The following is a 15,077-nucleotide window of genomic DNA, read 5'->3' as shown; positions in this document are numbered from 1 at the left end:
CTCAGCCCGCCTCGCCGCCGCGCGGCGGCGTCTTCCGCGCGGGGGTCTTCTTGGCCGCCGCCTTGCGGGCCGCCGTCGCCGTCGGCTTCACGGCACCGGTCTTGGCGGCCCCGGCCTTGGTGACCCCGGCCTTCGGGGCGGCGGCGGTCTTCGCGGGCATGGCCCGGGAGGCCGTCGCCCTGGACGGGGTGGCCCGGGAAGCGGTCTTCTTCGCGGCGGGGGTCCGGGCGGGGGCGGGCTTCGCGGCGGAGGTGCGGGCGGTGGGCTTCGCGGGGGCGGACTTCGCCGTCGTACCGGCGGGAGACGTCTTCTTCGCAGAGGCCGTCTTCGGCGTCCCGGCGGGGGGCGTCTTCGGCGTCCTCGCGGGGGACGTCTTCGCGGGCGTGCTCCTGCGGGGGGCGGAGCCGGCGGTCCTGGCGCGGGGGTCGGTGTCGTTGCCGGTGCCAGTGTCCGTGCCGTTGCCGTTGCCGTTGCCGTTGCCGCCGCTGGTTTCCCGCGCCGCGCTCCTCGTACCCGCCGTACCCCCCTCCGGACGTACCACCTCCGCCTTGGAGGCCCCCTCGGACCCGGACGGGGACTCGGCCCCGGGCTCGGACTCGCCCCCGGGCTCGGACTCGGCCCCGGACTCCGGCTCCCCCCTGGCCTGGGTGAGCCAAGCCACCGCCGCCCCCGTGAGGGCCACCGGCCACTCCACGATCCCCGCGAGGCCCGCCACCCCCGCCCCCGTGTAGACCGCCAGCCGCCGGCCGCGCGGGGACACCGCCCCGATCCGGTCCAGCGTGCCGCCGACCACGCCGCCGACCGTCCGGGCGCCCGGCACCCTGCTCAGCGCCGACGCGGCGGCGTGCAGGGGCTGCGGGAGCGTCCGCGCCGGCTTCTGCTCAGCCATGACCGTCCTCCACGACCGTTGTCAGGTGGGAACCTCACCATCGGTCATGCCCCGGGTCTCCGCACCTCGGGAGGTCACCCCCGGGCGATCGCGTGCAGTCTGGCGACCCGCTCCCGGGTGGTCTCGTCGGCCGGCACGTACGTCACCATCCGGGGCCCGGGGTCGGGGCCGAGCCACAGGTCGGTGTGGTCGAAGACCAGGCGTCCGACGTGCCGGTTGAGGAACTCCTTGCGCTTGCCCCGGTGGGCGACCACCTCGTGCCGCTCCCATGCCTCGCGGAACTCGGGCGACTGGTCGTCGAGCCGCTTCAGCAGCGCCTTCCAGGCGGGCTCGGCGAGATGACCGGCCATGGTGGTTCTGGAGGCAGGCGGGGTACGGCTCGATCTGCTCCAGCAGGGTGCGCAGCGCCGGGGTGACGGCGGGGCAGTCGGCCGTCGGGGCCGGGTCGACGGCGCCCGCGAGCCGGAAGAGGTGGGCGCGCTCGGTGGGGTCGAGCAGCAGGGCGCGGGTGGACGACTACGACGCGGAGCACACTACGTGACCCTTCAGCACCCTGTGAGCCCCGAACTAGCTTCGCTGGCTTGCCGGTTCGGCGACGCGACCGACCCGTCAACCTATCCTCTGTGGGTGCCGTTCGCAGGTCTCTTCGCTGCGGAGCTGGGACGTGCCCCACTGCCCACGGACCTCTTCGCCTGCATGATCTGCCCGCCACTTCTGCCCCGCCCCCGATGGCTGCCCGCGCTGGGTGGTCGTCGGGGGCTTCCGTCGTTGGTGGGGCAACACGCGGATCGATGATCGTTTATTCCAAGACACGAATAGTCGCGTTCCGTCATAGACACCTCTCCGCGACCTGCCTAGCGTCGTCCCCAGGGGTCGGGAAGCGCCCGGCTGGAAGGGGGCCCACGATGGCGGGCAGAGAGCGTCTTACCCGTCTCACGGGAACGGTCAACGGACCGAACTGTGATGACGACGACTGCCCCAACGTGTACGCCACAGAGCACGGCACGTTCGTGGTCCAGGGAGATGCTTACGGGGGCTTCAAGGTGCCAGACGGCGAAGGACTCGTAGAGATTCCTGAGCACATTCTCAGGGAGGCTGTGCGTGCTCTCGGATGGTGAGTGGCGGAAGGTATTCGACGCCTTCCAATACGACGCATGGCGCTTCGAAGCTCAACCGACCTATACCATGCCGCGCGAGACTCAGAATGTGGCTCGTTTTTTGCGAGGCGAAGAGAAGCCCGCTGACCACAATGCGAAGTGGCATACGCGCGTCAGGGAGTATCGCGAGGCGGGCAAGAAGATCGGGCGCGTGCGCGTCGTCCGCCAGCCGCTGACGGACTATCAGCGATACCAGTTCGCATGGGGAATTCCCGGCAACATCGCGGCAGGTGAAGACATTCGAATCCTGGATGTCACGCACGACGACTACGGCCTTCCCGTCACCGGGCAAGATTGGTGGATATTCGATGAGTCCACCATTGTGCATCTGAACTTTCGGACGGACGGAACGCAGATCGGTCGTCAAATTCACGAAGGCGATGCGGAACAGTTTCGCGCCTGGAAGCGCACGGCTCTTGCCGCAGCAGTCCCGTTCGCTGATTACGTGAAAGAACACAGGTGACACTTGAGCCAGAACAGTTGGGCCGGTCGAAGGCCGATCTAGCTGAAACTCTACGCGACTTGCGAAAGCGGGCCGGTCTCACTGGGGACCGGCTCGCCAAGCGTTGCGCAATGAGTCAGTCGAAAATCAGCAAGATCGAGACGGGCAAGACCACGGCTTCTCTCGTAGACGTCGAACGCATATTGCGGGCCGTGGAGGCTCCGCCGGAGCTAGTCAGTGAGGTCATGGCCCTGGCCAGGATGGCCAACACTGAGTGGCAGGACAAGCGTTCCTCTTGGCGCAGGGGCCTTGAGAAGCGGCAAGCAGAGCTAGCGGCGCTGGAATCCGAGTCAACGGAAATGCGCTACTTTCTGCCGTCCATACTGACCGGCCTTTTGGCTACGCCTGAGTACGTGAGGGCAAGCCTCACCCATTCTCCAGGAGACAAGTCCAAGACCGTTTCCCGTAAGCTCGAACGCCAAGCCGTCCTGTACGACAGCTCAAAGAGATTCACCTTTCTACTTACTGAACAGGCGGTTAGGTGGCCCGTTATTCCAGCTTCGGGGATGGCGGTCCAACTCGATCGACTTGCAGCACTGTCCCGGCTTCCCAACATCGAGATCGGTGTGATTCCGGGCGAGGTCACCATTCCGCGCGGACCGTTGAATACCTTCACGATCTATGACGACCGTCTAGCGACCGCCGAGACCTTTACGGGTAGGATCGTTTTTCAAGATGGTCGCGACGTAGCTCAATATAGAGAAGTCTTCGACATGTATGCGGGATTTGCGATCTACGGAGATGATGCCCGCGACTATCTAGCCACGCGGGTGCAGTCTCTCTTGCAAGATCTTTAGGCGACAACAGGAATTATTCAGAGACACCGTCAAACCCTCCTCTACCTTGAATGCAACACGGAGAGGGCGGAGGGAAAGACGTGGGCAAGCAGGAGAACGGCACGCGCAACGTGATTCGCGTATTGCCGTGGAAGACGCAGGACGGCAAGGAATGCCTACTTCAGAGTGACGATGCCGGGGGCGTGCTCAGCCGTCTTGCGGATGACATGGAAGCCGCGCAGCTCAGCATCGGGACGAAGGTGCTTTCCCACGCGCACGAACTCCTGTCGAACCCTCGCGCCACCGAGCCCGAAATGCGTTACCTGGCACGGCAGTTGGTTGAGTGCTTGGGTGACGCCTTGCGGGTCGCTGAGAGCCGTGGTGACCGTCTGGGGGTCGGCGGCACCGAGGACGACCAGGACGACGGCGACGAAGGCCCGGAGCTGCCCGCTGAGGCGTTCGGATGATCACGAAGACCCATGTGGGTCAGAAGGTGACCGACGGCTCCGGACGGGTCGGCCTCCTGCGCGATGTGATCAAAGATTGGGAAGACCCGGCGGAACTCCCGAACGAGCGGAAGAAGCGAACTGTGGCGTTCGTCTGGCCGGAAGGCGGCGGCGTTGAATGGATGGCTTCTCCCGCGAGGCTTTCACCCGCCTGGGACTCCGGCAGGCTGAGCGACGACGAGTCGGACAGCTCAGCAAGCCGGAACGGCGACGCTCCCGACTGGGATCAGCCTTGGGCAGGGACAGGACGTGTCCCGTCTGCGCTGACGTGCGCAGGCTCTTCGCCCCAGTCCGCCCCTTGACTGGGATGCCGCTCACGCGGTGAGGGCGTAGCCAACGGCCCCGTCGTGCATCACCCCCGTGGTGTGCGGCGGGGCTCTTCGCTGCTCAGGCGCACGCCACCCGGCACGTATCCCAAGGGGTGTACCTTTCGGGCCAGGTGTACCAGGTGACGCCGACGGCGGAGAGCTGGGCGACCTCCTCGCGGCGCAGCCCGGGGGTGCGGCGCCGCCGGCCGCGCGGCAGCCCGACCTGCTCGGGGCTGATGCGCTCGCGCACCGCGCGGGCGTCCCTCACAGGCTGCGGGCGGTGATGTCGCCCACGGCGGTGGTGGCGTGGACGGTGAGGGCGGCGGCGCCGTCGGCGTTCTTCAGCGCGTTGTCGATCCGGCCGTGTCCGGTGCCGGCGTCCAGGGTGGCGGAGACCCCGTGGGCGGCGCCGATCGTGATGTTCCCGGACTCGGTGCGCAGCGTGACGGTGCCGCGCACGGCCTCGGTGACCTTCAGGTCGCCCTGCTGGGTGGCGATCTCGGCGGAGCCGCCCAGCCTGCCGACCGTGATGTCGCCGGCCTGGAGGGTGAGGCGGGCGTTCACGGTCTCGTCGAGCTTGACCGAGCCCCGGGCGCCCTCGAAGGCGACGTCACCGAGCCGTCCCACGCCCCGGAGTTCGGCGTCGGCGGCCTTGGCCTCGACGCGGGACCCGGCGGGCAACTGGACGGTCACCTCGACGGCGCCGGACGGGCCGAGGACGCGGCTGCCCGCCTCGGGGACCTCGACGCGCAGCACGCCGTCGGCGTACCCGACCTCGGTCCGCTCCGCCGCCTTCACGTCGCGGCCCTTGGCGGGGTCGGCGGGCAGCACCTCGACCGTGGTGTCGGCCCGGTCGGCGGCGATGAACCGGACCCGCCCGGCGGGGATGTCGAGGACGGCCGAGACGGGGGCGGGGGTGTCGAACTGCGGCATGGTGCACTCCTTGGACTCGTCGTTTCCGATGAGGGAAACGCTACGTTGCTTTCACTACCTCGGCAACGACTTCATTGCACCCACGCACTGAACTACCAGTCCACAGCGGGTATTTCGTTGCAACGGAGCAGAGCAGAACGCAACGAATCTCCCGCCCTTCATTGCAATGAGCCAGAGGTGAACGCTACCCTCGCGGCAGTACGCTCACGCAAGGAGACCGCGATGCCGGGAGGCAGACTCACCCAGCAGGAACGCCAGCGGATCGCGCTGGGACTGGCCGACGGCCTTGCCTACGCGGAGATCGCCCGGCGCCTGGACCGCCCCACCTCCACCGTCACCCGCGAGGTCATGCGCAACGGCGGCCCCACCGGCTACCGCGCCGACCTCGCCCACCGCGCCGCCGAGCAGCGCGCCCGGCGGCGCGGACGGACCGCGCCCCGGGCCGGGCGGCAGGCGCCCCCGCCGGCCCACGGACGCGACCCCGAGGCCGTACGCGCCTACGAGGAGACGCTCACCACCGTCTTCATGCAGTCGGGCCTGCCCAAGATGATGGCCCGGGTGCTGGTCTGCCTCTACACCACCGACTCCGGCAGCCTCACCGCGTCCGAACTGGTCCGGCGCCTCCAGGTGAGCCCGGCGTCCATCTCCAAGGCGATCACGTTCCTGGCGGGCCAGGGGCTCGTCCGCCGGGAACGCGACGAACGCCGCCGCGAGCGGTACATCGTGGACGACGACGTCTGGTACCAGGCGACGATCGCCAGTTCCAAGGCGCTCGCCCGGGTCATGGAGACCTCACGGCAGGGCGTCGACGTCCTCGGCCGCGGCACCCCGGCCGCCACCCGCCTGGAGAACATCGCCCGCTACGTCGACTTCGTCTCCGAGACCACCCTCCGGGCCGCCGAACAGGCCCGCGACATCCTCCGCTCCACGCCGGACGCCTGAGCGGCCACGCACGGCGGCCCCCGCCGCCCGGCCACGGAGGGCCGGGCGGCGGGGGCCGCCGGGTGCGAAGCGCGGTGTTACGCGCCGATCAGACGGGAGGCGAGGTAACCCTCGATCTGGTCCAGCGACACCCGCTCCTGCTTCATCGAGTCACGCTCGCGGACCGTCACGGCGTTGTCCTCGAGGGTGTCGAAGTCGACGGTGACGCAGTACGGGGTGCCGATCTCGTCCTGGCGGCGGTAGCGGCGGCCGATGGCGCCCGCGTCGTCGAACTCGATGTTCCAGTTCTGCCGCAGCGACTGCGCCAGGCCCTTGGCCTTCGGGGACAGCTCCGGGTTGCGGGACAGCGGCAGGACGGCGACCTTCACCGGGGCCAGGCGGTGGTCCAGGCGCAGCACCGTGCGCTTCTCCATCTTGCCCTTGGCGTTGGGCGCCTCGTCCTCGACGTAGGCGTCCAGCAGGAACGCCAGCATCGCGCGGCCCACACCGGCCGCGGGCTCGATGACGTACGGCGTCCAGCGCTCGCCGGCCTCCTGGTCGTAGTAGGCCAGATCCTGGCCGGACGCCTTGGAGTGGGAGCTGAGGTCGTAGTCGGTGCGGTTGGCGACGCCCTCCAGCTCGCCCCACTCGCTGCCGCCGAACTGGAAGCGGTACTCGATGTCGGCGGTGCGCTTGGAGTAGTGGGAGAGCTTCTCCTTGGGGTGCTCGTACCACCGCATGTTCTCTTCACGCAGGCCCAGGCCGGTGTACCAGTTCCAGCGCTGCTCCATCCAGTACTCCTGCCACTTCTCGTCCTCGCCCGGCTTGACGAAGAACTCCATCTCCATCTGCTCGAACTCGCGGGTGCGGAAGATGAAGTTGCCGGGCGTGATCTCGTTGCGGAAGGACTTGCCCATCTGGGCGATGCCGAACGGCGGCTTGCGGCGCGAAGTGGTCTGCACCTGGGCGAAGTTGGTGAAGATGCCCTGGGCGGTCTCGGGACGCAGATAGGCCACCGAACCGGAGTCCTGGGTCGGGCCGAGGTGGGTGGAGAGCAGACCGGAGAACTGCTTGGGCTCGGTGAACTGGCCCTTGTTGCCGCAGTTGGGGCAGTTGATGTCGGCCAGGCCGTTCTCCGGGGCGCGGCCCTTCTTCTCCTCGTACGCCTCCTCCAGGTGGTCCGCGCGGAACCGCTTGTGGCAGGAGGTGCACTCGGTGAGCGGGTCGGTGAAGGTGGCGACGTGACCGGAGGCGACCCAGACCTCGGGGGCCAGGATGACGGACGAGTCGAGACCGACCACGTCCTCGCGCGACGTCACCATGTAGCGCCACCACTGGCGCTTGAGGTTCTCCTTGAGCTCGACACCCAGCGGACCGTAGTCCCAGGCGGCGCGCTGGCCGCCGTAGATCTCACTGCACGGGAATACGAAGCCACGGCGCTTGCTCAGGCTGACGATGGTGTCGATCTTGTCGGCGGCCACGGTGCTCTCTTCATTACGACGACGGGCGACGAAGCGAGATTGCTTCCAGCGAATGCCTCAGGTTACCGGCGTGTGAGGCCCCTCGACCAAATCGGCCCCTTGTTGACAACCGTTTCCAGATTTGTTGAAAATGAGTGTCATGAACGTACGACGACGACAGATATCCGGCATAGCCGTCACCGCGGTCGCCGCGCTCGGCCTCGGGACCCTGACCGCCTGCTCCGGCGACGATGCGGCGGCGGGCAATACGGACAAGTTCGACGTCGTCGCGTCGTTCTACCCGATGCAGTTCCTCGCCGAGCGGATCGGTGGCGACCATGTGAACGTCACCACCCTCACCGAACCCGGCCAGGAACCCCACGACCTGGAGCTGAGCACCAAGCAGACCGCCGAGCTGGGCGAGGCCGACGCGGTGCTCTACCTCAAGAGCCTCCAGCCCGCCGTCGACGAGGCCGTCGGCCAGTCCGGCGTGCGGACGAAGATCGACGCGGCCTCGCTGACCACCCTGGAGGAGCACGGCGACGACGGCCACGACCACGGCGGCGGCGAGGAGGAGGAACACGCCCGCGACCCGCACATCTGGCTGGACCCGGTGAAGTACGCCGAGGTCGCCGAGGGCGTCGCCAAGGCGTTCGAGAAGGCCGACCCCGACCACGCCGCCGACTACCGCGAGAACGCCGAGGCGCTGACCGGCAGGCTCGCCGAGCTGAACACCGCGTACCAGAAGGGCCTGGAGAACACCGCCACCAAGGTCTTCTTCACCAACCACGCCGCCTTCGGCTACCTCGCCGAGCGCTACGGCCTCACCCAGGAGGCCATCAACGGCCTCGACCCGGAGAGCGAGCCCAGCCCCGCCCGGATCAAGGAACTCCAGACCGAGGCCGAGGCCGACGGCGTCACCACCGTCTTCTACGAGACACTGGTGTCCGACAGGACCGCGAAGACCCTCGCCGATGACGCGGGCCTGAAGACCGACGTCCTGGACCCGCTGGAGGGCATCACCGGCAAGTCCGAGGGCGACGACTACTTCGGCGTCATGGAAGCCAACCTCAAGGCGCTGGAAGCCGCCCTCGGCGCCGAATGAACACCACGGAGGACCTCGTGAGCGACGAGCCCGTCATATCCCTGCGCGGCGTCCGCGCCGAGCTGGGCTCACGCCCCGTCCTGCGCGGCATCGACCTCACCGTGCGCCGCGGCGAGGTCGTCGCGCTGCTCGGCGCGAACGGCTCCGGCAAGTCGACGGCCGTGCGCACCGTCATCGGCCAGGTCCCGGTCAGCGCCGGGGAGGTCGAGCTGTTCGGCGGCCCGCGCCGCCGGTTCCGCGACTGGTCGCGGGTGGGATACGTGCCGCAGCGCACCACCGCCGCCGGCGGCGTGCCCGCGACGGTGACCGAGGTCGTCTCCTCGGGCCGGCTCTCCCGGACCCGGTTCGGCCTCTTCCGCAAGGCCGACCGCGCCGCCGTACGCGCCGCCCTCGACCTGGTCGGCATGGCGGACCGCGCCAAGGACTCGGTCGACGCCCTCTCCGGCGGCCAGCACCAGCGCGTCCTGATCGCCCGCGCGCTCGCCGCCGCACCCGAACTGCTGATCATGGACGAGCCGATGGCGGGCGTCGACCTGGCCAGCCAGGAAGTCCTCGCCGGCACCCTGCGCGAGCAGGTCGCCGCGGGCACCACGGTCCTGCTCGTCCTGCACGAACTGGGCCCCCTGGAGCCGCTGATCGACCGGGCGGTGGTGCTGCGCGACGGCTGCGTCGCGCACGACGGCCCGCCCCCGGAGGCGGTCGGCCAGCACGCTCCCCCAAGCACTCAACTGCGTTCGTGCAGGGGGTGCCCCCATCCCGGCCACGACCACGTACACCCGCACGCCCCGGCCGGGGCCGGGCCGATCCGCACCGGACTGCTGAGCTGATGGACTTCCTGAACTACGCCTTCATGCAGCGGGCGCTGCTCGCCGCCGTCCTGGTCGGCATCACCGCGCCGGCCGTCGGCATCTACCTCGTACAGCGCCGCCAGGCCCTGATGGGCGACGGCATCGGCCACGTGGCGATGACCGGCGTCGGCCTCGGCTTCCTGCTCTCCTGGTCCCCGGTGTGGATGGCCACCGCCGTCTCCGTCCTCGGCGCCGTCCTGATGGAGCTGATCCGCTGGTACGGCAGGACCCGCGGCGACATCGCCCTCGCCATGCTCTTCTACGGCGGCATGGCCGGCGGCGTGATGTTCATCAACCTCGCGCCGAGCGGCTCCAACGCCAACCTCACCTCGTACCTCTTCGGATCGCTGTCGACGGTGTCCGAGTCGGACGTGACCGCGATCTGCCTGCTCGCCGCGTTCGTGGTGCTGATCACTCTGGGGCTGCGCCGCCAGTTGTTCGCGGTCAGCCAGGACGAGGAGTTCGCGCGGGTCACCGGACTGCCGGTGCGCGCGCTGAACCTGCTCACCGCCGTCACCGCCGCCGTCACCGTCACCGTCGCCATGCGGGTCGTCGGACTGCTGCTGGTGTCCGCGCTGATGGTGGTCCCGGTGGCCGCCGCCCAGCAGCTCAGCCGCAGCTTCGCCGCGACCTTCGCGATCGCCGTGGCCATCGGCGTCGCCGTGACCACCGGCGGCACCGTCACCTCGTACTACCAGGACGTGCCGCCCGGCGCGACGATCGTGCTGCTGACCATCGGGGCGTTCGTCGTGCTGACCGCGCTGGCCACCCCGCTGGCCCGGCGCCGCGCACGGGCGGCCGCCGGGGCACGGGCCGGGACGGACCCCCTGGAGTGCAGGATTCCGGCCGGGCGGACGTCCGGCGACGAGGCCGGCGTCTGACCGGGAACGGCCCGGACTGGCACAATGAGCCGGGCAAGGCAGACCTGAGGAGGCAACCGGTGACCACCGCTGGACCGTCCGTGAAGGGCCGTGCCACCCGGCAGCGCGCTGCCGTGGCGGCCGCCCTGGAAGAGGTCGAGGAGTTCCGCAGCGCGCAGGAACTGCACGACATGCTCAAGCACAAGGGCGACTCGGTCGGGCTCACCACGGTGTACCGGACCCTCCAGTCCCTCGCCGACGCCGGCGAGGTCGACGTGCTGCGCACCGACGAGGGCGAGTCGGTCTACCGCCGCTGCTCCAGCGGCGACCACCACCATCACCTGGTCTGCCGCTCCTGCGGCAAGGCGGTCGAGGTCGAGGGCCCGGCCGTGGAGAAGTGGGCGGAGGCCATCGCCGCGGAGCACGGGTTCGTGAACGTGGCGCACACGGTGGAGATCTTCGGCACGTGCGCGGAGTGCGCGGCGGGCTGAGGAGTCTTCGGCCGCGGGCCGGCGGGGGCTGGTCGCGCGGTTCCCCGCGCCCCCGAAAGCTGCGGCCCCGCCGCGCTCTGCCCGGGGGACGCCGCGCGAAGCGCGCGTCCCAGGGGCGCGGGGAACTGCGCGACCAGCCACGACGCACCCGCGGCCGAACTACCGCTCGGCCGGGACCTCGTTCGGGATCGCCCCGCCGAAGCGGCGGTCGCGGGAGGCGAACTCCAGGCAGGCCCGCCACAGGTCGCGCCGGTCGAAGTCCGGCCACAGCACGTCCTGGAAGACCAGCTCCGCGTACGCGCTCTGCCACAGCAGGTAGTTGGACGTACGCTGCTCCCCGCTCGGCCGCAGGAACAGGTCCACGTCCGGCATGTCCGGGTAGTACAGGTACTTCGCGACCGTCTTCTCGGTCACCTTCGACGGGTCGAGCCGCCCGGCCCGCACCTCCTCGGCGATCGCCTGCGCCGCGTCCGCGATCTCGGCCCGGCCGCCGTAGTTCATGCAGAAGTACAGGGTGAGCCGGTCGTTGTCCTTGGTCTGCTCCTGGGCGATCTGGAGTTCCTTGGCGACCGACTTCCACAGCCGGGGCATCCGGCCCACCCAGCGCACCCGCACGCCCAGCTCGTCGAGGGTGTCGCGGGACTTGCGGATGAAGTCGCGGTTGAAGTTCATCAGGAAGCGCACCTCGTCCGGTGACCGCTTCCAGTTCTCGGTGGAGAACGCGTACAGCGAGATGTTCGCCACACCGATCTCGATCGCGCCCTGGAGGACGTCCACGACCCGCTCGGCGCCGACCTTGTGGCCCTCGGTGCGCGGCAGCCCGCGCTGCTTGGCCCAGCGCCCGTTGCCGTCCATGACGATCGCCACGTGCTCCGGGACCAGCTCGCCGAGCCGGGGCGGCCGTGCGCCGGACGGATGCGGCTCGGGCGTCCTGTACTCCCGGCGCTGGCGCCCCAGGAACCCGCGTACGGCCATGTTCGTGTTCTCCTACTTCTCGACGTACCGCAGGGAGCGCAGTCCCCGCTCCAGATGCCAGTGCAGATAGGCGGAGACCAGCCCGCTGCCCTCGCGGACGTACCGCGGCTCGGCGGCGTCCGCCGTGGCCCAGTCTCCCGCAAGGAGCGCGCCGAGCAGTTCCAGGGCCTGCGATGAGGGTACGACGCTGCCGGGGACCCGGCAGTCGACGCAGACCGAACCGCCCGATCCGACCGAGAAGAACCGGTTCGGTCCGGGCATCCCGCACTTCGCGCAGTCCCCGAAGGTCGGCGCGTACCCGTTGACGGCGAGGGAGCGCAGCAGGAACGCGTCCAGGACCAGGCCGGGGGTGTGCTCGCCGCGGGCGAGGGTGCGCAGCGCGCCGACCAGCAGCAGGTACTGCTGCACGGCCGGCTCGCCCTCGTGGTCGGTGAACCGCTCGGCGGTCTCCAGCATCGCCGTCCCGGCGGTGTAGCGCGCGTAGTCGGTGACGATGCCGCCGCCGTAGGGGGCGATGGTCTCGCTCTGCGTGCACAGCGGCAGGCCGCGGCCGACCAGCTCGCTGCCCCGGGCGAAGAACTGCACGTCGACGTGGGAGAAGGGCTCCAGCCGCGCGCCGAACTTGGACTTGGTGCGCCGCACGCCGCGCGCCACCGCGCGGACCCGGCCGTGGCCCCGGGTGAGCAGGGTGATGATCCGGTCCGCCTCGCCCAGCTTCTGGGTGCGCAGCACGATGCCGTCGTCGCGGAACAGACTCATGGCACCCATTGTCCCCTACGCTCAAGACCCCTCACCGCGGCCACGGGCGTTCGCGTACGCCCGCGCCGCGCCGAGCCGCTCGGCGGGGGTGGCCCGGCGGACGGCGCCCGGGTCGGCGTCCCACTCGCGGCCGCCGCCGTAGGGCCGCAACTGGAGGTACGGCCCCTCGTGGCCCATGACGATGCCGAACCTCCCGCTGCGCATGTCCACGACGTGCGAACCGACGGATTCCCTCACCATGTCCTCCGTTTCTTCCTCGTTCTTCGGCGTTCCCCCTCTTGTTCTTCGGTCGCCCGGTTCGCCTACCTAAGGTGACGTTTCGCCTGTACTCCCGGACGGTGATCGCGGGCGCCAACGGCCGTCCGGCGCGGGGGAGTTCGCGAAAGGGCGAGGGGAGGACCGTCCCGGGGGGTTCGAGCACGCGCTTCGAATGCCTGAGTGTTTTCGAGTGCTCAGCCCCGGTCGACCATCCAGGTGCCGTCCTCCTCGTCGTCGATGCGGACCTCCAGCTCGCGGATGCCCATGCCGGCCTCCCACAGTTCCCGGAACCGCTTCATCCGGTCCTGGACGTGGTTCTGGCGGGCGTTGAGCCGGGTGCGGACGTTGACGTCCCGGAGGTCCTGCTCGATCTCGAAGGTGACCTCCTCGTCGTAGACGATGAAGTCGTTGGTGGTGCCGCGCTGGAGGTGCGGCGGGAGTTCGGGCAGGACGGCGACGCGGACCTCGATGTCCAGCGACTCCTGCTCGTCGCAGAGCCGCAGCAGCCGGTCGTCGAGTTCCGCGGCGCTCCGCAGCACGAACAGCCGGCGCACCGGGATGCCGCGTTCCTCGATCGCCTCCCGCTGGGCCTGGAGGTAGCGGCTGGCGGGCTCGCTGTTCCAGAACTCGCGGTCGACGGAGGTGCTGGTGGCGCAGAGGGAGTGCTCGGCGACGCGGGTGAGGGTGAGCATCCAGTCGTGGTTCTCGCCGGGGCACTCGGCGGTGAGGTTGGTCAGGTCCGTCAGGTGCCCGACGACCCGTTTCATCTCCCGGCGCACGAAGGCCCGCAGGATCGCCGGTCCGGGGGCGAGCACCTCGGCGAAGCCGCGTGCCAGGTCGGGTACGCCGTCGGCGTCGGGCCGGTCCGGTAGCTGGGCGTGCTCCTCGCCGCGGTCGGCGCGGGCGATGCGCTCCTCGACCAGGTGCCGCAGGTCCTCGGTGTAGCGGGTGAGGCCGGTGCGCAGCTCGTCGTCGTAGCGGGTGAGGCTCTCGCGCACGCTGTCGGCGGTCTCGGTCAGCGCCCGGTCGGTGCGCCGGGCCTGTTCCTCCAGGCGCCGGTCGAGGGCGAGGACCTGCTGGAGGAGGACCGTGGCGGCGGCGCAGAGCAGCGCGGTCAGGAACTGGCGCAGCGGCCCGTCCTCGGGGCCGAGCAGCGCGGCGACGCTCCAGGCGAGGCCGCCGACGACCAGGCCGGCCCAGGCGCGGCGGGCCCACAGTCGCCGGGCGGGTCCGGCCGGCGGACCCGGTGGGTGGGTGGTGGCTGTCTCCTGGGGCTGGGGCGTTCGTGCCGTGCTCATCTCGCTCCCCCCGTCGGGATGGGCTCGATGGTCGAGGGTCCGGGGACGTGCGCGGGGCCGCGGCGGGCGGTCAGGGAGTCAACTCGGCCTCCCGGTGCGGGGAGGGGATCGCGTGCAGGGCGAGCTGGTCGCGGATGCGCTGGACCAGCGCCGACCACTGCCGGGTGAAGCCGGGGCGGTCCTCCAGCCCGTCCCAGAGCGGTGCCAGGGTCCCCGTCACCCGGGCCCGGGGCATCCACAGGTGCAGCAGGTGGTCGACGGCGGGGCGCAGCGCCGCGAGGGCGGCGGGGGTGTCCGGCCGGATGCCGTCGAAGAGGCGGACGACGGTGCTGAGCAGCCAGTCGTGCAGGGCGAGGTCGTCGCAGAGCCCGGCGACGTCGCCGGCCGGGGTGCCCTCGGGCACGCGCAGCCGGACGGTGCGCATCTGGTCCTCGGCGAGGGTGAACTCGATGGACGGTTCCTCGTCCGGGGCGGCGGGCAGGGCCGCCCAGCGCAGTCGGGTGGGCCGGGACCGCAGGGGCGGGCACTGGTCGATCAGGGGGTGCCGCAGCAGCCGGGTGAGCAGCCCGTCGGCGATCACGCCGAGGTCGAGGTCGCCGTGGCGCCCGCCGCCGAGCACCCCGTCGGCGACCGCGTCGGGGGCCAGTTTCCCGACCGGTTCGGCCACGCCGGGCCGGACCAGGTACTCGCCCCAGGGGCGGCGCCGGTCGGGTCCGGCGGCGGCGAGGGTGACGTGGGCGGAGGCTTGCAGGACGCGTCCCTCGGTGAGGGCGGCGCGGGCGGCGACGGTGCCGACGGCGCGGGTCCGGGCGCCGCCCGCGGTGGGCAGCGGGCAGTCGACGCCGGTGAGGGTGTCGGGGGAGCGCGCGTAGAGGTTGGGGCGCTCGGAGAGCAGGACACGTTCGTCGGCGCGCAGGCCGAGGAACTGGGCGGCGGTCCGGATGTCGAGGGCCTGCCGGGCGGGCAGCAGGCGGGTGCGGACCTCCCCGCACAGCAGGGCGGCGGCGGGTGCGCTCGGCGCGGGCGGCATG

At 70.5% G+C, this 15,077-nt stretch carries 17 protein-coding genes and 2 pseudogenes; 9 read left to right on the top strand and 10 right to left on the bottom strand.

Annotated elements, in window-relative coordinates:
• Nucleotide 1 precedes the first annotated feature (1 nt).
• On the bottom strand, nucleotides 2-889 hold the full coding sequence (locus tag ACFY32_RS01400; RefSeq protein WP_390673130.1) for a hypothetical protein: 888 nt from the start codon (nucleotides 887-889) through the stop codon (nucleotides 2-4).
• A gap of 74 nt (nucleotides 890-963) precedes the next feature.
• Nucleotides 964-1,396, bottom strand: a pseudogene (locus ACFY32_RS01395) (XRE family transcriptional regulator); the annotation flags it as partial.
• A gap of 398 nt (nucleotides 1,397-1,794) precedes the next feature.
• On the opposite strand from ACFY32_RS01395, the gene ACFY32_RS01390 reads away from it, so the two are divergent.
• From ACFY32_RS01390 to ACFY32_RS01375, 4 genes are all read left to right on the top strand, one after another.
• Nucleotides 1,795-2,007, top strand: a complete 213-nt coding sequence (locus tag ACFY32_RS01390; RefSeq protein ID WP_282687199.1) for a hypothetical protein — start codon at nucleotides 1,795-1,797, stop codon at nucleotides 2,005-2,007.
• Complete coding sequence (locus ACFY32_RS01385) at nucleotides 1,991-2,509, top strand: DUF6879 family protein (protein ID WP_390673129.1); 519 nt, start codon at nucleotides 1,991-1,993, stop codon at nucleotides 2,507-2,509. Before ACFY32_RS01390 ends, ACFY32_RS01385 begins: the two co-directional genes overlap by 17 nt.
• Nucleotides 2,506-3,345, top strand: coding sequence for a helix-turn-helix domain-containing protein (locus tag ACFY32_RS01380; protein ID WP_390673128.1), 840 nt, complete (start codon nucleotides 2,506-2,508; stop codon nucleotides 3,343-3,345). The genes ACFY32_RS01385 and ACFY32_RS01380 overlap by 4 nt, the downstream gene beginning before the upstream one ends.
• A gap of 80 nt (nucleotides 3,346-3,425) precedes the next feature.
• Nucleotides 3,426-3,791 carry a hypothetical protein gene (locus ACFY32_RS01375; RefSeq protein ID WP_390673127.1) on the top strand — a complete coding sequence of 122 codons (366 nt, stop codon included), beginning with the start codon at nucleotides 3,426-3,428 and terminating at the stop codon, nucleotides 3,789-3,791.
• Nucleotides 3,792-4,256: 465 nt separating this feature from the next.
• Here the strand turns inward: ACFY32_RS01375 and ACFY32_RS01370 are convergent.
• Nucleotides 4,257-4,394: pseudogene (locus tag ACFY32_RS01370) on the bottom strand (XRE family transcriptional regulator); the annotation flags it as partial.
• A gap of 8 nt (nucleotides 4,395-4,402) precedes the next feature.
• Nucleotides 4,403-5,071, bottom strand: a complete 669-nt coding sequence (locus ACFY32_RS01365; RefSeq protein WP_390673126.1) for a DUF4097 family beta strand repeat-containing protein — start codon at nucleotides 5,069-5,071, stop codon at nucleotides 4,403-4,405.
• Between the two features lie 222 nt (nucleotides 5,072-5,293).
• On the opposite strand from ACFY32_RS01365, the gene ACFY32_RS01360 reads away from it, so the two are divergent.
• Nucleotides 5,294-6,013, top strand: coding sequence for a helix-turn-helix domain-containing protein (locus tag ACFY32_RS01360; protein ID WP_359191571.1), 720 nt, complete (start codon nucleotides 5,294-5,296; stop codon nucleotides 6,011-6,013).
• A gap of 77 nt (nucleotides 6,014-6,090) precedes the next feature.
• Here ACFY32_RS01360 and ACFY32_RS01355 read toward each other — a convergent pair whose 3' ends face one another.
• Nucleotides 6,091-7,473 carry a glycine--tRNA ligase gene (locus ACFY32_RS01355; RefSeq protein ID WP_359191574.1) on the bottom strand — a complete coding sequence of 461 codons (1,383 nt, stop codon included), beginning with the start codon at nucleotides 7,471-7,473 and terminating at the stop codon, nucleotides 6,091-6,093.
• A 139-nt stretch (nucleotides 7,474-7,612) separates the two neighbouring features.
• Here ACFY32_RS01355 and ACFY32_RS01350 point away from each other — a divergent pair, with 139 nt between their 5' ends.
• From ACFY32_RS01350 to ACFY32_RS01335, 4 genes are read left to right on the top strand one after another with little or no spacing between them, the layout of a single operon-like run.
• Complete coding sequence (locus tag ACFY32_RS01350) at nucleotides 7,613-8,557, top strand: metal ABC transporter solute-binding protein, Zn/Mn family (RefSeq protein ID WP_390673125.1); 945 nt, start codon at nucleotides 7,613-7,615, stop codon at nucleotides 8,555-8,557.
• A 17-nt stretch (nucleotides 8,558-8,574) separates the two neighbouring features.
• Entirely contained in the window at nucleotides 8,575-9,384 is an 810-nt protein-coding gene (locus ACFY32_RS01345; RefSeq protein ID WP_390673124.1) for a metal ABC transporter ATP-binding protein, read from the top strand.
• Entirely contained in the window at nucleotides 9,384-10,286 is a 903-nt protein-coding gene (locus ACFY32_RS01340) for a metal ABC transporter permease (RefSeq protein WP_359191583.1), read from the top strand. Before ACFY32_RS01345 ends, ACFY32_RS01340 begins: the two co-directional genes overlap by 1 nt.
• Nucleotides 10,287-10,345: 59 nt before the next feature.
• Nucleotides 10,346-10,756: a Fur family transcriptional regulator gene (locus ACFY32_RS01335; protein WP_390673123.1), complete on the top strand. Its 411-nt coding sequence runs from the start codon at nucleotides 10,346-10,348 to the stop codon at nucleotides 10,754-10,756.
• Nucleotides 10,757-10,915: 159 nt separating this feature from the next.
• Here the strand turns inward: ACFY32_RS01335 and ACFY32_RS01330 are convergent, their stop codons facing one another.
• From ACFY32_RS01330 to ACFY32_RS01310, 5 genes are all read right to left on the bottom strand, one after another.
• Nucleotides 10,916-11,731 carry an isoprenyl transferase gene (locus tag ACFY32_RS01330; RefSeq protein ID WP_359191589.1) on the bottom strand — a complete coding sequence of 272 codons (816 nt, stop codon included), beginning with the start codon at nucleotides 11,729-11,731 and terminating at the stop codon, nucleotides 10,916-10,918.
• Between the two features lie 12 nt (nucleotides 11,732-11,743).
• Complete coding sequence (gene recO / locus ACFY32_RS01325) at nucleotides 11,744-12,490, bottom strand: DNA repair protein RecO (protein WP_359191592.1); 747 nt, start codon at nucleotides 12,488-12,490, stop codon at nucleotides 11,744-11,746.
• Between the two features lie 21 nt (nucleotides 12,491-12,511).
• Nucleotides 12,512-12,730: a hypothetical protein gene (locus ACFY32_RS01320; RefSeq protein ID WP_390673122.1), complete on the bottom strand. Its 219-nt coding sequence runs from the start codon at nucleotides 12,728-12,730 to the stop codon at nucleotides 12,512-12,514.
• Nucleotides 12,731-12,942: 212 nt separating this feature from the next.
• Nucleotides 12,943-14,046, bottom strand: a complete 1,104-nt coding sequence (locus ACFY32_RS01315; protein ID WP_390673121.1) for a hypothetical protein — start codon at nucleotides 14,044-14,046, stop codon at nucleotides 12,943-12,945.
• Nucleotides 14,047-14,116: 70 nt separating this feature from the next.
• A complete protein-coding gene (locus tag ACFY32_RS01310; RefSeq protein WP_390673120.1) occupies nucleotides 14,117-15,076 on the bottom strand; it encodes an SCO2521 family protein in 960 nt (319 codons plus the stop codon).
• Nucleotide 15,077: the final 1 nt, after the last annotated feature.

Source organism: Streptomyces sp. NPDC000134 (assembly GCF_042899225.1).
Classification (GTDB): domain Bacteria; phylum Actinomycetota; class Actinomycetes; order Streptomycetales; family Streptomycetaceae; genus Streptomyces.
This window is presented reverse-complemented; position numbering and strand designations above follow the sequence as displayed.

Bases quoted from the DNA above. Each gene is read 5' to 3' on its own strand.
- ACFY32_RS01400 (WP_390673130.1), bottom strand. From the start codon at position 889: ATGGCTGAGCAGAAGCCGGCGCGGACGCTCCCGCAGCCCCTGCACGCC.
- ACFY32_RS01390 (WP_282687199.1), top strand. From the start codon at position 1,795: ATGGCGGGCAGAGAGCGTCTTACCCGTCTCACGGGAACGGTCAACGGA.
- ACFY32_RS01365 (WP_390673126.1), bottom strand. From the start codon at position 5,071: ATGCCGCAGTTCGACACCCCCGCCCCCGTCTCGGCCGTCCTCGACATC.
- ACFY32_RS01360 (WP_359191571.1), top strand. From the start codon at position 5,294: ATGCCGGGAGGCAGACTCACCCAGCAGGAACGCCAGCGGATCGCGCTG.
- ACFY32_RS01350 (WP_390673125.1), top strand. From the start codon at position 7,613: ATGAACGTACGACGACGACAGATATCCGGCATAGCCGTCACCGCGGTC.
- ACFY32_RS01340 (WP_359191583.1), top strand. From the start codon at position 9,384: ATGGACTTCCTGAACTACGCCTTCATGCAGCGGGCGCTGCTCGCCGCC.
- ACFY32_RS01330 (WP_359191589.1), bottom strand. From the start codon at position 11,731: ATGGCCGTACGCGGGTTCCTGGGGCGCCAGCGCCGGGAGTACAGGACG.
- recO (WP_359191592.1), bottom strand. From the start codon at position 12,490: ATGAGTCTGTTCCGCGACGACGGCATCGTGCTGCGCACCCAGAAGCTG.
- ACFY32_RS01320 (WP_390673122.1), bottom strand. From the start codon at position 12,730: ATGGTGAGGGAATCCGTCGGTTCGCACGTCGTGGACATGCGCAGCGGG.
- ACFY32_RS01315 (WP_390673121.1), bottom strand. From the start codon at position 14,046: ATGAGCACGGCACGAACGCCCCAGCCCCAGGAGACAGCCACCACCCAC.
- ACFY32_RS01310 (WP_390673120.1), bottom strand. From the start codon at position 15,076: ATGCCGCCCGCGCCGAGCGCACCCGCCGCCGCCCTGCTGTGCGGGGAG.